This is a genomic window from Candidatus Venteria ishoeyi, from assembly GCF_030378065.1.
In the GTDB taxonomy this organism is placed as follows: Bacteria; Pseudomonadota; Gammaproteobacteria; order Beggiatoales; family Beggiatoaceae; genus Venteria; species Venteria ishoeyi.
Genome location: NZ_JAUCGJ010000029.1, coordinates 1 through 2,546, shown reverse-complemented (window position 1 = coordinate 2,546; position 2,546 = coordinate 1). Strand labels below are relative to the sequence as shown.

The window sequence follows — 2,546 nt, the reverse complement described above, 5'->3', positions numbered from 1 at the left end:
GCGCTGCCTGGGTTTAAGCTTTCCTGATTTTGATCGGCAAAACTGAAAAATACCAGACTATCAACCAGCGGCGCGTTATTATTGTCTTTGAGCAGTGCGGTTAAGCTGACAGTACCGTTACCGGAAGCCTCTTCCGGCACCAGCGCAAGCTGCGCGCCCTGAATCGTGCTGTTATCAATATCTGGATTACCTGAACCGCCGCCACCGCCAAGACAGGCGGACAGGTTCAGAAGTAAAAAAATCATTCCTATAACAGACAACCATTCAGGTAAACGTTTCATGATTAATACTCTATCTATCAAATATCAGCGTGAGATGTCAGCGGTTTTCAGTGTCTTTAGCACTGATCAAGCTTACATCGAACTCAGGGGATTAAAGGTATCCACTCCTCTGAGTGGACATGAAAAATCTCCCAATCCAGGGATTGGATTCCTTATGAGGCTGGGCGGCGGTGTATCCAGGTGCCCACGCCTTCATCGGTAAAGGTTTCCAGTAATACCGCGTGTTGCACCCGACCATCAATAATATGCGCACTGTTGACCCCGGATTGTACCGCGTCCAGGGCGCATTGAATCTTGGGTAACATACCGCCATGAATCGTGCCATCGGCAATCAAATCATCCACTTCCTGCGCAGTCAGTCCGGTTAATAAATCACCTGCCTTATTCAACAATCCAGGCGTATTGGTTAATAAAATCAGTTTTTCAGCATCCAACACCTGCGCCACTTTACCCGCCACCAAATCCGCATTGATATTATACGAGCAACCGTCAGCATCCACTCCTATCGGTGCAATAACCGGGATAAAATCACCATGCAGCAAATGATCAATCACACTTTTATCAATACTTTCCACGCGCCCGACATGACCGATGTCAATAATTTCCGGGGCGGTCATTTCCGGGTTATCACGGGTAAAAGTCAATTGCCGCGCCCGAATCATATCGCCATCTTTGCCGGTCAGACCGATGGCTTTGCCACCCTGATGATTGATTAAACTGACAATTTCCTTATTCACCAGACCGCCCAGCACCATTTCCACCACATTCATGGTTTCTTTATCGGTAACGCGCATCCCTTGGAAAAATTCACTTTCCTTGCCCAGGCGTTTGAGCAAATCACCAATCTGTGGGCCACCGCCATGCACCACAACCGGATTCATGCCCACCAGTTTCATTAACACCACATCACGGGCAAAACTGGTTTTTAAATCATCATCCACCATCGCATTACCACCGTATTTAATCACAATGGTTTTATTGGTGAACTTCTGGATATAAGGCAGGGCTTTCGTTAAAACAGTGGCAACGTTCATTGCCGAGGCATTTGAGAGTGTCATTAAACTTCCTGTAAAGTCATTATTTCATTAACTGCGCTATTTTTTCCTGATTAGGCTTTTCAATCGCGCCGCGCTCTGTCACCAGAACATCCACCAGGTCTGCGGGCGTGACATCAAACACGGGATTCCAGGCCTCTGCGCCATCGGCGGCAATGTGCTGCTGTCCACACTGGAGCAATTCATTACCGGCGCGTTGCTCAATAGGAATCTCAGCACCACTGTTTAATTGCATATCAATGGTGCTGGTGGGCGCAACCACCATAAATTTTACCCCATAATAGCGCGCCAGGATCGCTAATCCACAAGTACCGATTTTATTGGCAACGTCACCATTATTGGCAATGCGATCCGAACCCACTATCACCCAACTGATATTACCCTGCTGCATACGCGCTGCTGCCGCCCCTTCAGCAATCAATGTAACCGGAATCTTTTCCTGCACCATTTCCCAGGCAGTTAAACGCGCACCCTGCAACCAGGGCCGGGTTTCATCGGCATACACACGTTGCAGTTTTCCCGCCGTCCAGGCACTGCGCACTACGCCTAAAGCCGTGCCATAACCACCAGTTGCCAGTGCGCCGGCATTGCAATGGGTGATAATTTCACTATTTTCAGGCAAATAAGCGGCACCAAAATCACCCATAATTTGATTATCGGTAATATCCTGCTGCTGAATATGCAAAGCTTCTGCCAGTAAAACTGGTTCAGGATCGCCTGAAATGTCGGGAAATAAAGCTGATAAACGCTGCAAGGCCCAGAACAGATTGACCGCCGTTGGGCGTGAAGCGGCAAGCTTTTGCATGTCTGCGGCAATCGCCTGCCGCCAGTTATCCCCAGCTTTGGCATAGGCCACCCGCGCTGCCAGCACCACACCATAAGCGGCAGTGATACCTATCGCCGGTGCGCCACGCACCACCATATCCGTGATTGCCTGCGCCGTTGCCGGGGCATCTTTTAAGCTTAAATAGATATTTTGTTGGGGCAACAGGCGCTGATCCAGCAATTGCAAGTGGTTTTCGGCCCAGCGTATGGGTTGTATGGTATTTATTGGATTCATAAATTAGTTTCCAGTCTCATATAGTGCAAAGTGGTATCGTAATCTAAATTTATCCGGTATTTTCGCATCTTAGGAAAGAGACTTCTACTCCATATCAAATGATTATTTGAAATATATAACACTTGGAAAAAATATGATTTTTCAAACTTA

Annotated in this window: 3 protein-coding genes; all 3 read right to left on the bottom strand. The window is 47.8% G+C overall.

Features of this window, described 5'->3' with window-relative positions; translation table 11 throughout:
* Positions 1 to 245 (bottom strand): hypothetical protein (locus QUF61_RS10925; protein WP_289681689.1); only part of this gene is annotated, 245 nt, incomplete at its 3' end.
* Between the two features lie 188 nt (positions 246 to 433).
* Positions 434 to 1,339: an acetylglutamate kinase gene (gene argB, locus QUF61_RS10920; protein ID WP_103920322.1), complete on the bottom strand. Its 906-nt coding sequence runs from the start codon at positions 1,337 to 1,339 to the stop codon at positions 434 to 436.
* A gap of 19 nt (positions 1,340 to 1,358) precedes the next feature.
* Complete coding sequence (gene mtnA / locus QUF61_RS10915) at positions 1,359 to 2,396, bottom strand: S-methyl-5-thioribose-1-phosphate isomerase (protein ID WP_289681687.1); 1,038 nt, start codon at positions 2,394 to 2,396, stop codon at positions 1,359 to 1,361.
* Positions 2,397 to 2,546: the final 150 nt, after the last annotated feature.